Source organism: Duganella sp. CF402 (assembly GCF_900109645.1).
Taxonomy (GTDB): domain Bacteria; phylum Pseudomonadota; class Gammaproteobacteria; order Burkholderiales; family Burkholderiaceae_D; genus Rugamonas.
Genome location: NZ_FOBG01000004.1, coordinates 184,020 through 200,159, shown reverse-complemented (window position 1 = coordinate 200,159; position 16,140 = coordinate 184,020). Strand labels below are relative to the sequence as shown.

Sequence of the window (16,140 nt, the reverse complement as noted above, 5' to 3'; positions counted from 1 at the left end):
AAGATACGATATACTTATTTGGCAATATTCTCTAATGGAAAAGATGGATGCCGAAAAGTGTATTAAACAAGGCGCTGTGCGCCGGCGCGGCCGCCTGGCTGCTGCATGGCGCCGCCCTGGCTGAGGCCGGCGCTACCTTTATTTCCCAGAGTGTCCCCAATACCATGCAATTGGGGAAGAGCTACACAGTTTCGGTTACCTATCAAAATACCGGCAGCACCCGCTGGACCAGCGGCCAGTATCGTCTCGGTGCGCAAAATCCCAACGATACCCGCCGCTGGGGCGCCGACCGCGTCGACTTGCCGCCCGGCGTGGACGTGGCGCCCGGGGCGTTGTACACCTTCACTTTCGATGTTGCCGTCGGCGACCAGCGCTATTGCGACGCCACCATGTATGCCAGGGTGAGCGCCTGCGATTTTCAATGGGGGTTGGTGCTCGAGCACCAGGCGTGGTTGAGCCGTGGCGTCAACACGCGGGTGGAGTTGTATGACGCGCCGGCGGTCACTTCGCTGGCGCCGCCGATCGCGCCGCCGGTGGCGACCGATCCCAAGGCCTACACCTTCGCCAATTTCCGTGGCGCCAATGTACTGATGCAGACCTTCGAAGACAACCGGCTGTGCGACCACACGGCCTGGCTGCCGGAAGGCGCGGATGCCGACGCCATCATCGACAACGCGTTGGCAATGGGACTCAATGTCCTGCGCATGGCGGTGATCCTGCCGCCGAAGAAGCCGGGCGTGCCGTCTGACTGGATCGCCGCCAGTCCGCGCTACCAGAACGTCTGCGCCGATCCGGCCAAGCCGGAATGGGGCGCTGAAACCAACAGCGCGCTGCTGGCGCGCGGCGTGATCGACAAGGTCCAGGCCTTCATGGACAAGGCCGACGCCGCCGGCCTGAAAGTGATCCTGGTGTTGGACGGCTACACCAAGTACGACGCCAACTGTTACTGGAAGAAGAGCTTCCTCGACGTGCGCGACAGCGCCGACGCACTGGTCAAGCGATTCAAATCCCACCGGGCGCTGCTGGCCTGGGACATCATGAACGAGCCGATGTGGAATGCGCTGGCGTTTGACTGCCTTCATGCGGATGCCGACTACGCCTCGGTGGTGCGCGCCGTCGATGCCATGTACAACCTGGTGCGCGCCAATGATGGCCTGCATCCGACCACGGTCGGCGAAGCCCAGCTGCCGCTGCTCAAATACTGGAAAGACATCTCGTCCTTTGCCAGCCCGCACTTGTATGTGTACGCCACCAGCGCCGAGCGCGACACGCTCGATCAAGTCAATTTTGTGGCCGATGCCGCGCTGCGCGAGATGCGCCGCGAAATGGGCAGCGCCATGCCGCTGGTGGTCGGCGAGTTTGGCAACGCCGATCCCGATGGCGACTTCAACGCCGACTATTACCAGCGCTTCCTCGACAGCCTGGCGGTGGCCGATCGTGGCTTCATGCTGTGGTCGCTTTCACCCAGCCCTAACCAGCAAGGCTTTTCGGTGCTCACGCCCGAAGGCGAGCTCAAGCCGGCGGGCAAGCTGGTACAGCGTGGCCGCTGGATGCCGGTGGTGCAGCAACTGTATCTGGCCTACCTCGGCTACCCGGCCGATCCGGCCGGCTTGCAGAATTTCTCGGCGCAGCTGGCGGAGCTGGCCGCCGACATGCATGCCCGGGGCCTGGAGCTGCAGCCCAACCTGGGCGCGCTGGACCAGGCTTACCAAAGCGAGCCGGCCTTGCGCCAGTTGCTGGACAGTTTGTACAACAGCAGTTCCTTCAGCGAGATTTACACGCCTGAGCGCAGCAGCGACTACGTGCAGCAAATCTACCTGCGGTTGTTCAATCGCCAGCCCGATGCCGACGGTTTGAAATACTGGAGCGACAATCTCAATTACTTTGGCCTGGAGAAGAGCAGGGCGGTGGCGACGATTTTTGCGGGCAGCCTCGGCGCCGGCAGCGCGCAAGCGAAACTGGATGCGGCCAGCGGCAGCAAGAAGGCCGCCGTGGCTGCCGCCTTCACGGCCAGCCTGAGCACCCCGCAACGCCGCGATTGCTATACCGGCAAGAATGCGGTCGCGTTGGGCCGCACCCTGCTGGCGGCGGTCAACGCCGATACCGACGTGGCTACTTACCGGACGCGCATCGACGCTGCCGTGAACGCGCTCTGCGGAAATTGAGGCCATAATTTGTCGAACGTCTAACTCGCTTCAACTTGGTGCAAAGCGCGCTGAAATGTTTCTAAAAGCGTCGCATTCGTGCACCAAATGCCTTGCTGCGGTGCAGCATGTTTGACGTGATACAGGAAAGACACATATAATCACGCGTCTTTGGGTTTAATCGGCTTTTAAGGGAGGCTCGGCAGTGAGTAATTCCACGAGCATCTCCAGGCCGGTGTTCCGAGTCGTCGCCCTCCAGTTCGCCATCGCTACTGGATTCGCCTTGCTCGCCTGGAACTTGGGCGGAGTACACAAAGCTTGGTCGGCCGCTTATGGCGGAGCAATCGCAGTCATCGGGAGTCTGATGTACGCGATGATTGTTGCGCGCGGAGCAAATGACGCCAAAGTCGCTTTGCGCGCGCATGTGCGCGCGGAAGTAACAAAGATTTTTATCACGGTAGTGCTGTTTGTGTTGGCACTAGCGTTGTTTCAGTCGGCCTCATGGTTATGGCTGATCTTGGGTTTCGCGGTGGCAACCTTGGCTTACTGGTTTTCACTGCTCGCAATTTAATCACCAAAATCTTATATTTTTATGACCACTGAACACGTCGGGCACGAAGCGCCCACAAATATCGAGTACATTCAGCACCACTTGAGCCACCTGAAATCGGCCGACGGCATGTATAACCTGGACACGTTCTGGGTTTCGGCCATTCTGGGCGCGATTTTCCTCGGCGTTTTCTGGCTGGCCTCGCGCCGCGCCACCGCCGGCGTGCCGGGCAAGCTGCAAAACTTCGTCGAAGCCGTGATGGAACTGGTCAACGAAGTGGTCAATTCGGCCTTCCACGCCAAGAGCAAGGTCATCGCCCCGCTGGCGATCACCATTTTCTGCTGGGTTTGGCTGATGAACGCGATGGACTTCCTGCCGGTCGACCTGCTGCCTAAGCTCCTGTCTTTCGTTGGCGTCCACAAACTGCGCGTCGTGCCGACCGCCGACGTCAATCACACTTTCGGCATGTCCTTCGGCGTCATGCTGTGCATTATTGGTTTCTCGATCAAAGCCAAAGGTCTCGGCGGCTGGGGTAAAGAGCTGCTGACCGCACCATTCCACGCGCATGGCTTCATGGCTATCGTGCTGGCGCCGGTCAACCTGGCTTTCCAACTGATCGAGTTGCTGGCTAAGCCACTGTCGCTGTCGCTGCGTTTGTTCGGCAATATGTACGCCGGCGAACTGCTGTTCATCCTGATCGCCCTGTTGCCTTGGTGGGCGCAGTGGCTGCTCGGTGGTCCTTGGGTTATCTTCCACATCCTGGTGGTGACCCTGCAAGCGTTTGTGTTCATGGCGCTGACGGTTGTGTATCTGGCCATTGCGGTTGAGAAGCACTAATTTTCGTTTTTAATCTTTTAGTATCTGTAGTCTTTTTTAAATCTTAGGAGAAATTTCAATGCAAGCTCTGATCGCACAAGTACAAAGCATGACCGTTCTGGCCGCCGCTATCATCATCGGCCTGGCCGCTATCGGCACCGCTCTGGGTTTCGCCATTCTGGGCGGTAAATTCCTGGAAGCTTCGGCTCGTCAACCAGAACTGATGCCACAACTGCAAACCAAACTGTTCGTTATCGCTGGTCTGCTGGATGCGATCTCGATGATCGGCGTTGGTGTTGCTCTGCTGTACACCTTCAGCAACCCATTCCTGGCTGCCCTGCAAGCTGTTGCTCAGTAATCTGCTCCCCTAGGAGAAACTTTTAGTTAGGAGCATAGGTATGGACATCAATATGTCTCTCATCGGCCAGATGATCACCTTCGCGGTGTTGGTCTGGGTTTCGATGAAGTTCGTATTTCCATCGCTGAACGCAGCGCTGGATGAGCGTGCCAAGCGCATCGCCGATGGTCTGGCCGCTGCCGACCAAGGCCAGCAAGCAATGGTCGCCGCTGAAAAGCGCGCCGCCGAAGCGCTGTCCGGTGCACGCGAAGAAGCTTCGCAACGCGTTGCCGACGCTGAAAAGCGCGCGCAACTGGTAGCGGAAGAAATCAAAGCGAATGCACAAGCTGAAGCGGACCGCATCATTGCGCAAGCCAAGGCCGAAGCCGAGCAGCAACTGGCCAAGGCGCGCGAAGCGCTGCGCGCTCAGGTGGCTGACCTGGCTGTGAAGGGCGCCGAGCAAATCCTCAAGCGCGAAGTCAACGCCTCGGCTCACGCCGATCTGTTGTCGCGCCTGTCTGTCGAGCTGTAATCATGGCAGAAAACGCAACCGTCGCCCGTCCCTACGCGGAAGCTTTGTTCCGCGTAGCCCAAGCAGGTAAGGAATCGTTCAACCTCGCGGCGTGGGCCGAACTGGTGGCCGAACTGGCCCAGATCGGTGCCCATCCCGAGGTGCAAGCATTTGCCCGCAACCCGAAAGCGTCGGCCAGCGATATCGTCGCCGCCTTCAAGGCCCTGGTGAAAACCCCGTTCAACACGGAAGCCAATAACTTCCTGTCGATGCTGGTCGAAAACGGCCGCATCAGTCTGCTGCCGGAAATCGGCGCGCAATTCCTGGCGTTGAAAAACGCTGCGGAAGGTGCGGCAGACGCGGTCATCACCAGCGCCTTCGAGCTGGACGCTGCGCAAGTGAGCAGCCTGATCGCCACGCTGGAAAAGAAATTCAGCCGCAAGCTGAACCCGGTCGTGACCGTGGACCCAGCCCTGATCGGTGGCGTGCGCGTGGTGGTCGGCGACGAAGTGCTGGACACTTCGGTGCGCGCCAAGCTGCAGCAAATGCGTGTTGCACTGGTCGCTTAAACGAGCTGACCCGCTTAGAACAGATTCTTCATCTCGCGCAAGCTGAGAGAAACACTTTTAGGAGTTAGTATGCAACTCAACCCATCTGAAATCAGCGAGCTGATCAAGAGCCGTATCGAAGGCCTTGATGGTGGCGCTGAAGTACGTAACCAAGGCACGGTTATTTCCGTCGCCGACGGTATCGTCCGCATCCACGGTCTGTCGGACGTAATGCAAGGCGAGATGCTGGAATTCCCAGGCAATACCTTTGGCCTGGCCATGAATCTGGAGCGCGACTCGGTCGGCGCCGTGATTCTGGGTGCTTACGAGCACATCTCGGAAGGCGACACGGTCAAAACCACCGGTCGTATTCTGGAAGTGCCAGTCGGTCCTGAACTGCGTGGCCGCGTGGTCAACGCACTGGGCCAGCCGATCGACGGCAAGGGCGCGATCGCGACCTCGCTGACCTCGCCAATCGAAAAGATCGCTCCAGGCGTTATCGCCCGTGAGTCCGTCTCGCAGCCTATGCAGACCGGTCTGAAATCGATCGACGCGATGGTACCAATTGGCCGTGGCCAGCGTGAGCTGATCATTGGCGACCGTCAAACCGGTAAATCGGCTGTTGCGGTTGATGCGATCATCAACCAAAAAGGCCAGGGCATGACTTGCATCTACGTTGCAATCGGCCAAAAAGCTTCGACCATCAAGAACATCGTGCGCTCGCTGGAAGAGCACGGCGCGCTGGAGTACACCATTGTTGTGGCCGCATCGGCTTCGGAATCGGCTGCGATGCAGTACATTTCGGCCTACTCGGGTTGCACGATGGGCGAATACTTCCGCGACCGCGGTGAAGATGCGCTGATCGTCTACGATGACCTGTCGAAGCAAGCAGTTGCTTACCGTCAGATCTCCCTGCTGCTGCGCCGCCCACCAGGCCGCGAAGCATACCCAGGTGACGTGTTCTACCTGCACAGCCGTCTGCTGGAACGCGCCGCCCGCGTGAACGCCGACTACGTCGAAGCCTTCACCAAAGGTGAAGTCAAAGGTAAGACCGGCTCCCTGACCGCGCTGCCAATCATTGAAACCCAGGCTGGCGACGTTTCGGCGTTCGTTCCAACCAACGTGATTTCGATTACCGACGGCCAGATCTTCCTGGAAACCTCGCTGTTCAACGCTGGTATCCGTCCTGCGATTAACGCCGGTATCTCGGTGTCGCGCGTCGGTGGCGCTGCCCAGACCAAGGTCATCAAAAACCTGTCGGGCGGTATCCGTACCGACTTGGCCCAGTACCGTGAACTGGCTGCGTTCGCGCAGTTCGCTTCGGACCTGGACGAATCGACCCGTAAGCAGCTGGACCGCGGCGCCCGCGTGACCGAGCTGCTGAAACAGAAGCAGTACTCGCCTCTGTCGATCTCGCTGATGGCCGCTTCGCTGTTCGCAGTGAACAAGGGCTACCTGGACGACGTCGAAGTGAAGAAAGTACTGTCGTTCGAAGCCGGCCTGCATGCGTACCTGAAGACCAAACAAGCTGACCTGCTGTCGAAGATTGAATCGTCGAAGCAACTGGACAAAGACGGCGAAGCCGCCCTGTCCGCTGCCATCGCCGACTTCAAGAAATCCGGCGCATTTTAAGTTAGCTTGGCGCTCCGGTTGTTCAACTGGAGCGCCTTCAGCGCAGAAGGAGTAAGGACTCATGGCAGTAGGCAAAGAGATACGTGGCAAGATCAAAAGCGTAGAAAATACGAAGAAGATCACCAAGGCGATGGAAATGGTCGCCGCATCGAAAATGCGCAAAGCGCAGGATCGTATGCGCGCCGCCCGTCCCTACAGTGAGAAGATTCGTAACATCGCTGCTAATCTGGCGAACGCAAATCCAGAATACACGCACCCGTTCCTGGCCGATGAAGCCAAGGACGAGGCAAAAGCGGTTGGCTTCATCGTCGTCACGACCGACAAGGGTCTGTGCGGCGGCATGAACACCAACGTGCTGCGTCTGGTGACGAACAAAACGCGTGAGCTGGAAGCCGCTGGCAACAAGATTGCTGCAGTGGCGATTGGTAATAAAGGTTTGGGTTTCCTGAATCGCGTTGGCGTGCCGGTGGTTGCGCAAGTAACCCAAATCGGCGACACCCCGCACCTGGAAAAACTGATCGGCCCCGTCAAAGTCATGCTGGAAAAATTCCAGAACGGCGAGGTGGATGCGGTTTACCTGTGCTACACCAAGTTCATCAACACGATGAAACAGGAACCGGTCGTGGAGCAATTGCTGCCGCTGCCGGCCGCGAAGAAACAGGCTGACGCAGGTAATCACAACTGGGATTACATCTACGAGCCAGACGCGGCAACTGTCATCGACGAACTGCTGGAGCGCTATGTAGAAGCGCTGGTGTACCAGTCGGTCGCGGAAAACCTGGCGTCCGAGCAATCGGCGCGGATGGTGGCGATGAAGGCGGCAAGCGACAACGCAGGTAGTGTGATCGGCGAACTGAAGCTGATCTACAACAAGACCCGCCAAGCCGCGATTACCAAAGAACTCTCCGAAATCGTCGCCGGTGCGGCAGCGGTTTAAACGAATTTAACTATATTTGAAGGAACGAACATGGCTGATGGCAAAATCGTTCAGTGTATCGGCGCGGTGGTTGACGTTGAGTTTCCACGCAACGCAATGCCTAAGGTATTTGATGCCTTGAAGATGGAAGGCTCCGAGCTGACGCTGGAAGTGCAACAACAATTGGGTGACGGTATTGTGCGTACCATTGCTCTGGGTTCGTCGGACGGTCTGCGTCGCGGCATGCAAATCCAGAACACCGGCAAGCCAATCATGGTGCCAGTGGGTAAAGCAACCCTGGGCCGTATTATGGACGTGCTGGGTAACCCGATCGACGAATGCGGCCCGGTCGCTCACGACCAGATCGCCTCGATCCACCGCGCTCCTCCTGCCTACGACGAACTGTCGCCATCGCAGGACCTGCTGGAAACCGGCATCAAGGTGATTGACCTGGTGTGCCCGTTCGCCAAAGGCGGTAAAGTTGGTCTGTTCGGCGGTGCAGGTGTAGGCAAGACCGTGAACATGATGGAACTGATCAACAACATCGCTAAAGCGCACTCGGGTCTGTCCGTGTTCGCCGGTGTTGGTGAGCGTACCCGTGAAGGTAACGACTTCTACCACGAAATGGCTGACGCCAAAGTGGTTGACCTGGAAAACCCAGCCAACTCGAAAGTGGCGATGGTCTACGGTCAGATGAATGAACCACCAGGCAACCGTCTGCGCGTAGCGCTGACCGGCCTGACGATGGCGGAAGCGTTCCGTGACGAAGGCAAAGACGTTCTGTTCTTCGTGGACAACATCTACCGCTTCACCCTGGCCGGTACCGAAGTATCCGCACTGCTGGGCCGTATGCCTTCCGCAGTGGGTTACCAGCCTACCCTGGCCGAAGAAATGGGCCGTCTGCAAGAGCGCATCACCTCGACCAAAACCGGTTCGATCACCTCGATCCAGGCCGTGTACGTTCCAGCGGATGACTTGACCGACCCGTCGCCAGCGACCACCTTCGGTCACCTGGATTCGACCGTGGTTCTGTCGCGTGACATCGCCTCGCTGGGTATCTACCCTGCGGTGGACCCACTGGATTCGACCTCGCGTCAGCTGGATCCGCTGGTGGTTGGTCAGGAACACTACGACACCGCTCGTGCTGTCCAGGGCACCCTGCAGCGCTACAAAGAACTGCGTGACATCATCGCGATTCTGGGTATGGACGAGCTGGCACCGGAAGACAAACTGCTGGTAGCACGCGCACGTAAGATGCAGCGTTTCCTGTCGCAGCCATTCCACGTTGCTGAAGTGTTCACCGGCGCGCCTGGTAAATACGTGTCGCTGAAAGACACCATCAAGGGCTTCAAGATGATCGCCTCGGGCGAACTGGATCACCTGCCAGAGCAAGCGTTCTACATGGTCGGCACGATCGAAGAAGCCATCGAAAAAGCCAAGAAGCTCAACTAATTAGTTGAGTTGTTCGCCCCTGCCGCAAGGCGGGGGCGTTCCACCCGATAGGACACACATGGCAAACACTATTCACGTTGACGTGGTCTCGGCAGAGGAGTTGATCTACTCTGGCGAAGCTGAATTCGTCGCGTTGCCGGGTGAGCAGGGCGAGCTGGGTATCTACCCTAAGCACACGCCGCTGATTACCCGCATTCGTCCGGGCGCGGTGCGCATCCAGGTTCCTGGCCAAGCTGAAGAAGAGTTCGTCTTCGTCGCCGGCGGCCTGCTGGAAGTGCAGCCGGGCGCCGTGACGGTGCTGGCGGACACCGCGATTCGCGGCAAGGATCTGGACGAGGCCAAAGCGGTCGCGGCCAAGAAACGTGCCGAAGAAGCGCTGGCCAACAACAGCGCGGGCATCGACTACGCGAAAGCGCAAGCCGAACTGGCAGCGGCCATCGGCCAGCTGGCAGCGATCGCCAAACTGCGCGCCAAGCACTAAGCAACGCAAGCAGCATCAAGCAAAAAAGGCAGCCTCGGCTGCCTTTTTTTATCGTCCAAACTCAGCGGCGAAATACGCATCTTCCTCAAGCAGCTGCTTTGCGGCATTCAGCAGGGAGATGGCTGCTTCTTTGGATACGGTGGGGTATTGATCGAGAAACACATCGAGGGATTCTCCTGCCCCCAGATAATCAAACAGGCAGGAGATGGGGACACGCGACCCACAGAAGACGGGAGTGCCGTCCATGATCTCGGGATCGCTGTGGTACGATTTTTTATCCGTTGCTTCAGCAAAGTTGCCTGGCATCGGCTGGCCTTCCGTTTCAAACAACAGATCAACAAAAGCACGCGCCACTTCGCTTGGCCTTTCGCCGTGCTGGTCCCAGCCTTTTTGCGCCTCCATTTCCGCAGCAGCCTTGAGTAACAACTCTCCCAGTTCATGCGTGGCAGGAAAGGATGTAGGTTTTTTCTTAGCCATGTCAGTCCCTCTTCACCAAAAAACTAATAGACTCCGAATTAGACGCTTGGTTCGCGGCCGTCGTTTTGGGCTGCGGCGAGCCGATGGTGAGCATCAATCGACTTTAGCCATGATGGCTAAAGCCGCATTGATTTTGCTCACTCATCGGCTAAGCACTTTCTTGTCTTTAGATCAGGCAGCGGTGGGGCGTTGAGGCAATGCGAGTGAGATGGTTGGGGACCGGTTGTGGTCTTAGTATCCCGAGGTCAGGCGATGCTACTTAGTTGTCATGTCATGAACGGTTGTGGGATCTGCCAGAATTCGGGCCACTAGGTTACCAGCCGCTTCGGTGGGTTCTTCGCGCTGCTGTTCCCAGTTTTCCAGGGTAGCGGTCGAAATGCCCAATAGCTCAGCAAATTGCTGTGGAGTTAGCCCGGTTTTTTTTCGAGCGGCTATCAGCGGCGAGTAGACGACGCGTCCTAGCCCAGCTTGCATTTCTTCCAAACCCAGTTTTAGCTCGGCGTATAGATCGCGCGTGGCTTCATACGCTTCTAGTTCTTCATCGCTAAGAGGTAATGTTTTTTTCGTGCGCACGGCGTAGTTCCTTCAACTTGGCAGCGGTCAGATTGCTGGTTGCCGCTTTTGCGTAAATCGTCAGCAGAACAAGTTTGTCTTCTGGACTCTGCACGAAATAAATAATCCTGACACCGCCAGATTTGCCTGAGCCTTCACGTCGCCAGCGAATCTTTCGTATCCCGCCCGAATGGGGAACAATGCTGCCCGCATTAGGATTATTCACAATAAATTCGACAAAGTCGGTGTAGTCGGCCTCTTTCCAGTATCTGGGCCAATGGCGTGAAAAGTAGGAGGTTTCGACGACGGTGAGCATCAACCGAGCCTACTTCTTGAAAGTATAGTCGATTTGATTTGGCGCAGTTATGGGCCAATTTTGCAGCTGCGGCGGTAGTCGGCGGGGGGCTTGCCGACGAGTTTTTCGAAGTCGGTGGTGAAGTGGGCCTGGTCGTAGTAGCCCAGTTGCTGGGCGAGCGCGGCGAGGTCGATCGCGCTGCCTGTGGCCAGCAGGTCGGCCGCGTCCAGCAGGCGCTTGCGGCGGATGATCCACTTGGGACTGGCGCCGATGTAGTCCTTGAACAGCATCTGCAACCTGCGCACGCTGACGCCGACGTGATCGGCCAGCTGCTGCACTTGCGTGATCTCGGCCTGGCTTTCTATCGCACGCAGGATGGCCGCGATACGCGCCACTTCCGGATCGGGCGCGGGCAGGGCGCTGCGCAATATCGCGCTGGCTGCCTCCACCATGCCGGCGTCATCCGCCGCGTCCAGCACGCTGCGCTCGGCCGCTGCATCGTCGCACGCGAACACGGCCGACAACGGCAGTTCCCGATCGGTGATCGACTGCACTTCGGCCCGCAGGAATGCGCGAAACGCACCGGGTCGGAAGCTCACGCCGAGCACGCGGCCGCTGCCGCGCAGTGTGTATTCAAACGATCCCGTCATCACGCCGAATACCGCCGTGCGGCCCTCGTCAAATACCACGTGGATGGCATGCCGGGGCAGGGTGCGCTGGGCGTGTGTTACGCCGTCCGGCAGCGACCACGCCACCAGCCAGAAGTATTCGACAAACGGCGCCAGGTCGTCGGCCGGCAGGTAGCGCTCGAGCCGGAAGACTTTTTCGCTGGCCGCCGGATTCACCACGCCGCGGGTCGGACGCGGTAGACTCTCCATTGTTGTCATCGTATATTCGCGTTTTTACAAGACCATCATCTTAGCAAGAGTTATCGTGCGTTTTTCACCCATCCTCAGGAGAAATTCATGGCGCCGCAACTGACTTTGTACCACTGCCCGAACTCGCGCTCGACCGGTGTGCTGACCTTGCTGGAAGAACTGCACGCTCCCTACGAGCTGCATGTGATGAACATGAAGAAGGGCGAGAACCGCGCCGCCCCTTACCTGGCCATCAACCCGATGGGCAAGGTGCCGGCCATCCGCCACGGCGACGCTGTCGTGACCGAGCAGGTGGCGATTTACCTCTACCTGGCTGACCTGTTCCCGCAAGCGAAGCTGGCGCCGCCGCTGGGCGATCCGCTGCGCGGCCCTTACCTGCGCTGGATGGCGTTCTACGGCAGCTGCTTCGAGCCGGCCATCGTCGACCAGTGGATGAAGAACAAGCCGGCCGACAAGCAAGCCTGCCACTACGGCGATTTCGACACCATGTTCAACACGCTGGTCGAGCAGTTGTCCAAGGGGCCGTATCTGCTGGGCGAGCAGTTCAGCGCGCTCGATGTGCTGTGGGGCACGGCGTTTGGCTGGATGCTGATGTTCGGCATCGTGCCCAAGCTGCCCGTCATCGAGCAGTATGTGGAGCGTGTGAACAGCCGCCCGGCCGCCATCGCCGCGCACGAAAAGGATGCGGCATTGGCGGCGGAGCAGGCCGCTGCCTGACGGTCAGCGTTTCTCTTCCATCACCGCCAGCAGATGGCCGTCCGGATCGCGGAAGAAGCCCATCCACAATTCGTGGTCGGGCATCTTGGCGATCAGGTGCGGTTCGCGTTCGAAGGTCACGCCCTTGGCTTGGAGGTCGGCGGCCACTGCCTCGACCTGCTCGACCTTGAAGTAGTGGCACACGCCGGTGCCGACGTCGACCTTGTCCTTGCCGCCTTCCAGCATCAGCCGCACGCCACCGCAGTTGAAGAACACCAGTTCGCCAAAGCGGAACAGCTTGGGCAAGCCCAGCGCTTCGCCGTAAAACTGCTCGGCGCGGTCGGTGCTGGTGACGGGGAGGGCGATTTGCCCCAGTGTCGACAATCCCATGATGGCTCCTTATCGCGGCCCGCGCCGCGCGGTGTGGATATGGGTGGCCTCAGGCTCCAGGGCCTGTTTGATGAGAGCAAGCGCTAACTCCGGCTGCGCGCTGCCGCACATGAAGATGTCGGCGGCGGCGAAGCCGCATTCCGGCCAGGTGTGGATGGTGATGTGCGATTCGGCCAGCAGCACCACGCCGGTCACGCCCTGGCCTTCGCCGAAAGCGTGGAAGTGGCTGAACAGCACGCGCGCGTCGGCGGCCAGCGCGGCGTCGCGCAGCAGTTGTTCGAGCGCGCCGCAGTCGCTTAATTTTTCAGCAGCGATGCCGCTCAGGTCGGCCAGCACGTGGGTGCCCGATGGCGCGTGAATCGGGGCGTGCATCATTTGTGGCCTCCGCCGCCCGAACCGCCGCCCCAGCTGCCGCCGCCACCGCCGGTGTGCGAACTCCAGGTGCTGCCGCGATAGCCGCTGCCCGAGCCGCCGCCGCCCGCCATGCGCATCCAGCTGCTGCCCGAAGTCAGCAAGGTGACGATGATCGCGTAGATGAAAAATCTGCTCATGTCTGGTCGTTGTTATCCAGGAAGATCGCCGGCAGGTAGATGGCCAGCGCGCCGATCGCGCTCAGGAACCAGGTGCCGGAAAAATTCGCCATCAGCGGGATCGCGTTCAGCGCCAGCATCAGCCAGATGATGTACTTGGCGCTCTTGCGATAGCGGTTATTGGCGAATGGCTGCGATTTCGACGGCGATTTCACGCGGCCCTTGAAGGCTTCGCCGAACCACGCCTTCAGCTGGTCGGCCGACACCGGCGAGGAGCGCGACCAGGTCATTTCCTGCGGCGTGGTCTCTGAGGCCAGCCGCAGCTGGCCGGCTTCGAATTCGCTCACCACCGTGCTGTCGCCGACGGCCACGCGCCAGTTGAAGGCGCCCACCGCGTAAGTGACTTTCGCACCGTATGTGTATAGGTGGGAAAATTGGACCTTATCCACAAACACATTCGGCGCGCCCGGCGTGTACGACACTGGCCAATCTGCCAGCACGTTGGCGCCGGACCAGCCTTCGTCCGTCTCCACCAGCCACGAGAAGCCGGAGCGCGGGCCGTACATCAGGTATTCGTTCCACTGCGTGCCTTCATCGTCGGCGCGGCGCATCATGCCGATGATGGTGAAATCCTGATTGTTGATTTTGGCGGTCGCGCCCAGTTCCAGCGTCAGCGGCACGGCGGCCACGCGTTCGCCTGCCGCCACCACTTGCGCTTCCGGGCTGGCTGCATCGATTTGCGTGGCGCAGGCAGGGCACACCAGGTTGGCCGTCACGCCGGGCAGGTATTTAATCGGGCTGCCGCAGGAAGGGCAGTCCAGCGCATCGAGCTTGCCGCGATAACGGCCGGCGGCGCGCTGGATGGTGTCGTCGTCGCGCAGCAGCTGGCATTGCAGGCTGTCCAGCGTGACGGCGATGCCGGTGTAGATGACGGGACGCGGCCCGTCCGAGTAATCCAGCGTGATGAACTCCACGCCGCGCCGGAAGTCCGCCACGCGCGCCTGATAGCCGTCGCCGACCTTGAACGGCAGCTCGCCTTGCCCGCCCACGCAATCGGCCACGCGGATTTCGGCCGTGGTGTAGGGAGCGCCGTTGATGTAGGCGTTCTGCCCCGGCTGCAGCTGCTCGAACGCCGGCAACTGCGCGTCGCCCTGATATTCCGCCGTGATGGTGTACATGCCGGACGAATCGCCCAGCCAAGAGGTTTTACCGTCGTCGAAAAACAGATACCACTCGTTCCACATGCCGGCGGAGTAGCGCAGCTGGATGCGGCCGACCACCGTGAACGGCCGCCCGCCCAGCACACCGGCGGTGCCAATCTGGATCGGCGAATAGTCCTCCAGCACGGACGACATCTTGCCGAGGTCCTTGACCGCGTCCGCGTCCTTGAGCACCCGTGTGCTGCAATATTCGCAGACCGCCATGACCGAGGCATGCGAGCGGAATTTGACCTCCGCGCCGCAGCTGGGGCAGGAAACGATTTGCACGCGCCTAGCCGATCAGTTTTTTCAGCAGTTCGGCCTTGGCGCTGTCGTAGTCGGCGGCCGAGATCAGGCCTTTATCGAGCAGCCCTTTGAGTTTTTCAAGGCGTGCTTCGACCGAATCCTCGGCCGGCGCGGCTGCAGCGGGTGCAGCTTGAGGAGCCAATGCCGCGCCCATGCTCTGGCCGATAGCCTGACCCACCGTCAGCCCGGCGCCCAGTCCCGCGCCGATGCCGGCCAAGCCGCCTTCGTTCTGCGCCGCCAGCGGAATCGCGCTCGCCACCTGATACTTGGTGAAGCCGGCCATTTTGTCGGCGCTCATGCCGCCCTTCATGCCGGCCGAAATGCGCTCATCCAGCGCCGCTTGCAGTTCTTCCGGCAGGCTGACGCTGGCCACATTGAATTCATCGAGCCCGATGCCGTAACGCGCAAACGCGGCGGTCAGGTCGCCCTTGACCTGCTGCGCCATCAGCGCCTGGTTGGCCGCCATGTCGAGGAAGGGCACTTGCGATGCGCCGAGCGAACCGGCCATCGTCGCCATCAGGATGCCGCGCAGCTGGTCTTCCACCTCATCGCGGGTGTACACCTCGCGCGTGCCGCTGATTTCGCTGAAGAAGGCGCGCGCGTTGATCACGCGGTAGGAATACATGCCGAAGGCGCGCACGCGCACCATGTCGAAGTCCTTGTCGCGGATGGTGATCGGCTGCGCCGTGCCCCATTTGCGGCCGGTCTGCACGCGGGTGCTGAAAAAATAGACATCCGATTTGAACGGCGACGCAAACAGCTTGTCCCAGTTTTTCAGGTTGGTCAGCACCGGCAGGGTTTGCGTGGTGAGCGTGTGGGTGCCGGGGCCGAATACGTCGGCCACCTGGCCTTCATTGACGAACACCGCCACCTGCGATTCACGTACCACCAGCTGGCCGCCATTCTGGATCTCCTGGTCGGCCATCGGATAGCGCCATGCCAGCACGCCGTCGCTGTCCTCGTTCCATTGCAGTACATCGATAAACTGCTTCTTGATAAAGCTGCCGATACCCATGATGGTCCTCGCTTACGAAATGCAGGCGCCGTTGATAACGCCGATGGAAATGGAGATGGCGGACAGCAGCCCGCCAAACGCAGTGTTATTGGCTTCGATCTGGTCCTTCGACATATTCAGCACGCGGGTGGTGATGGCGTAGACCAGCATCTGCACCACCATCGCGCCGAAGGCCCAGGCAAAGAATTCGCGGTAATCGGCAGTATGCATCAGCGCCGAACCGATGGTGATGGAAAAACCTATCAGCGCCCCGCCCAGCGATAGTGCCGCAGCCTGATTGCCCTGGCGGATCAGCTTCACTTCATCGAAAGGCGTCATCCAGGTGTAGGCTTTGAAGAACACCGCCAGCAGCACGGCGGCCAGCAACAGGTGGATCAGATAGTTTAGGATGGCAGGCACGGCGCACCTTCAGGTA

General features: G+C 59.7%; 21 protein-coding genes. 11 read left to right on the top strand and 10 right to left on the bottom strand.

The features are described 5' to 3' along the window. The first annotated feature begins 47 nt into the window (after positions 1-47). The 10 genes from BMZ70_RS25275 (at position 48) to BMZ70_RS25230 (ending at position 9,387) form a co-directional block, all read left to right on the top strand. Positions 48-2,165: a cellulase family glycosylhydrolase gene (locus BMZ70_RS25275; RefSeq protein WP_092280740.1), complete on the top strand. Its 2,118-nt coding sequence runs from the start codon at positions 48-50 to the stop codon at positions 2,163-2,165. Between the two features lie 184 nt (positions 2,166-2,349). Then, the gene (locus BMZ70_RS25270) at positions 2,350-2,715 is read left to right on the top strand and encodes an ATP synthase subunit I (RefSeq protein ID WP_092280738.1); all 366 of its coding nucleotides are present in this window, start codon (positions 2,350-2,352) and stop codon (positions 2,713-2,715) included. Positions 2,716-2,736: 21 nt separating this feature from the next. Next, the gene (atpB, locus tag BMZ70_RS25265) at positions 2,737-3,531 is read left to right on the top strand and encodes a F0F1 ATP synthase subunit A (protein WP_092280736.1); all 795 of its coding nucleotides are present in this window, start codon (positions 2,737-2,739) and stop codon (positions 3,529-3,531) included. A gap of 58 nt (positions 3,532-3,589) precedes the next feature. Then, positions 3,590-3,868 (top strand): F0F1 ATP synthase subunit C, encoded by a 279-nt coding sequence (gene atpE, locus BMZ70_RS25260; protein WP_092280734.1) that lies wholly within the window; start codon positions 3,590-3,592, stop codon positions 3,866-3,868. 40 nt (positions 3,869-3,908) lie between these two features. Beyond that, the gene (locus tag BMZ70_RS25255; RefSeq protein ID WP_092280732.1) at positions 3,909-4,379 is read left to right on the top strand and encodes a F0F1 ATP synthase subunit B; all 471 of its coding nucleotides are present in this window, start codon (positions 3,909-3,911) and stop codon (positions 4,377-4,379) included. A gap of 2 nt (positions 4,380-4,381) precedes the next feature. Beyond that, positions 4,382-4,927 (top strand): F0F1 ATP synthase subunit delta, encoded by a 546-nt coding sequence (locus BMZ70_RS25250; protein WP_092280730.1) that lies wholly within the window; start codon positions 4,382-4,384, stop codon positions 4,925-4,927. A 69-nt stretch (positions 4,928-4,996) separates the two neighbouring features. Further along, a complete protein-coding gene (atpA, locus tag BMZ70_RS25245; protein WP_092280728.1) occupies positions 4,997-6,538 on the top strand; it encodes a F0F1 ATP synthase subunit alpha in 1,542 nt (513 codons plus the stop codon). Between the two features lie 61 nt (positions 6,539-6,599). Beyond that, the gene (gene atpG, locus BMZ70_RS25240; RefSeq protein WP_092280726.1) at positions 6,600-7,475 is read left to right on the top strand and encodes a F0F1 ATP synthase subunit gamma; all 876 of its coding nucleotides are present in this window, start codon (positions 6,600-6,602) and stop codon (positions 7,473-7,475) included. Between the two features lie 30 nt (positions 7,476-7,505). After that, complete coding sequence (atpD, locus tag BMZ70_RS25235) at positions 7,506-8,906, top strand: F0F1 ATP synthase subunit beta (protein ID WP_092280724.1); 1,401 nt, start codon at positions 7,506-7,508, stop codon at positions 8,904-8,906. A 58-nt stretch (positions 8,907-8,964) separates the two neighbouring features. Then, a complete protein-coding gene (locus BMZ70_RS25230) occupies positions 8,965-9,387 on the top strand; it encodes a F0F1 ATP synthase subunit epsilon (protein WP_092280722.1) in 423 nt (140 codons plus the stop codon). A gap of 48 nt (positions 9,388-9,435) precedes the next feature. On the opposite strand, the gene BMZ70_RS29010 is transcribed toward BMZ70_RS25230, so the two are convergent. The 4 genes from BMZ70_RS29010 to BMZ70_RS25210 form a co-directional block, all read right to left on the bottom strand. After that, on the bottom strand, positions 9,436-9,864 hold the full coding sequence (locus BMZ70_RS29010) for a DUF433 domain-containing protein (RefSeq protein WP_229205589.1): 429 nt from the start codon (positions 9,862-9,864) through the stop codon (positions 9,436-9,438). 255 nt (positions 9,865-10,119) lie between these two features. Next, positions 10,120-10,437: a helix-turn-helix domain-containing protein gene (locus BMZ70_RS25220; RefSeq protein WP_130301012.1), complete on the bottom strand. Its 318-nt coding sequence runs from the start codon at positions 10,435-10,437 to the stop codon at positions 10,120-10,122. Further along, positions 10,409-10,732 (bottom strand): type II toxin-antitoxin system RelE/ParE family toxin, encoded by a 324-nt coding sequence (locus BMZ70_RS25215; protein ID WP_092280718.1) that lies wholly within the window; start codon positions 10,730-10,732, stop codon positions 10,409-10,411. The genes BMZ70_RS25220 and BMZ70_RS25215 overlap by 29 nt, the downstream gene beginning before the upstream one ends. A 47-nt stretch (positions 10,733-10,779) precedes the next feature. Further along, entirely contained in the window at positions 10,780-11,589 is an 810-nt protein-coding gene (locus BMZ70_RS25210) for a helix-turn-helix domain-containing protein (RefSeq protein WP_307184376.1), read from the bottom strand. Between the two features lie 87 nt (positions 11,590-11,676). Between BMZ70_RS25210 and BMZ70_RS25205 the strand changes: the two genes are divergently transcribed. Beyond that, complete coding sequence (locus BMZ70_RS25205) at positions 11,677-12,306, top strand: glutathione S-transferase family protein (protein ID WP_092280714.1); 630 nt, start codon at positions 11,677-11,679, stop codon at positions 12,304-12,306. Positions 12,307-12,309: 3 nt separating this feature from the next. On the opposite strand, the gene BMZ70_RS25200 is transcribed toward BMZ70_RS25205, so the two are convergent. The 6 genes from BMZ70_RS25200 to BMZ70_RS25175 are packed head-to-tail and all read right to left on the bottom strand — an operon-like array spanning position 12,310 to position 16,124. Continuing rightward, positions 12,310-12,675: a VOC family protein gene (locus BMZ70_RS25200; RefSeq protein WP_092280712.1), complete on the bottom strand. Its 366-nt coding sequence runs from the start codon at positions 12,673-12,675 to the stop codon at positions 12,310-12,312. A gap of 9 nt (positions 12,676-12,684) precedes the next feature. Then, a complete protein-coding gene (gene speD / locus BMZ70_RS25195) occupies positions 12,685-13,050 on the bottom strand; it encodes an adenosylmethionine decarboxylase (RefSeq protein WP_092280710.1) in 366 nt (121 codons plus the stop codon). After that, positions 13,047-13,226: a hypothetical protein gene (locus tag BMZ70_RS25190; RefSeq protein WP_092280708.1), complete on the bottom strand. Its 180-nt coding sequence runs from the start codon at positions 13,224-13,226 to the stop codon at positions 13,047-13,049. Before BMZ70_RS25190 ends, speD begins: the two co-directional genes overlap by 4 nt. Continuing rightward, complete coding sequence (locus BMZ70_RS25185; RefSeq protein ID WP_092280706.1) at positions 13,223-14,692, bottom strand: DUF4178 domain-containing protein; 1,470 nt, start codon at positions 14,690-14,692, stop codon at positions 13,223-13,225. Before BMZ70_RS25185 ends, BMZ70_RS25190 begins: the two co-directional genes overlap by 4 nt. A 4-nt stretch (positions 14,693-14,696) precedes the next feature. Further along, a complete protein-coding gene (locus BMZ70_RS25180; RefSeq protein WP_092280704.1) occupies positions 14,697-15,725 on the bottom strand; it encodes an SPFH domain-containing protein in 1,029 nt (342 codons plus the stop codon). Positions 15,726-15,737: 12 nt separating this feature from the next. Further along, entirely contained in the window at positions 15,738-16,124 is a 387-nt protein-coding gene (locus tag BMZ70_RS25175; RefSeq protein WP_092280702.1) for a DUF350 domain-containing protein, read from the bottom strand. Between the last annotated feature and the right edge of the window lie 16 nt (positions 16,125-16,140).